General features: G+C 51.5%; 2 protein-coding genes. Both read left to right on the top strand.

The features are described 5' to 3' along the window. On the top strand, positions 1-182 hold a 182-nt coding region (locus BHE18_RS23910), incomplete at its 5' end, for a hypothetical protein (protein ID WP_216095297.1). Next, entirely contained in the window at positions 143-388 is a 246-nt protein-coding gene (locus BHE18_RS23905) for a DUF2786 domain-containing protein (protein WP_369122135.1), read from the top strand. The genes BHE18_RS23910 and BHE18_RS23905, both read left to right, overlap by 40 nt.

Below are 388 nucleotides of genomic sequence, written 5' to 3'. Positions count from 1 at the left end.
CACTGATTCTTACTGGCCTGGCGACATGCCTCAGTGCGGGGGCAGCCCTGGCTGCCCTGCTGATGCACATAACAACACAGTGGTTATGGGAAAAGCTTAAAGCAGCATACAGCCTGAAAGAGCTGTCCGACGCTGTCCGGGCATGGAAACGGCAGAAAAATACCGGAGATACAGAACAATGACAGACCAGAATAAACACATTGAGAAACTGAAAAAGTTGCTGGCGCTGGCCGCATCCGGCAACCCGCACGAGGCCGCTCTGGCACTGCGAAAAAAAAAAACAAATACCACTGCTACTTTCTGTTCTAGCGACTGCGATACCAGCAGCAGCAGGCTGACACACCACGTCTCTATTCACCGGAAGTACAACTACTGTAGGACACGATAA

This window comes from Rossellomorea aquimaris (assembly GCF_001877785.1).
Classification (GTDB): Bacteria; Bacillota; Bacilli; order Bacillales; family Bacillaceae_B; genus Rossellomorea; species Rossellomorea aquimaris_A.
The sequence above is the reverse complement of the archived record's forward strand: the minus strand, read 5'-3'. Positions and strand labels throughout refer to the sequence as shown.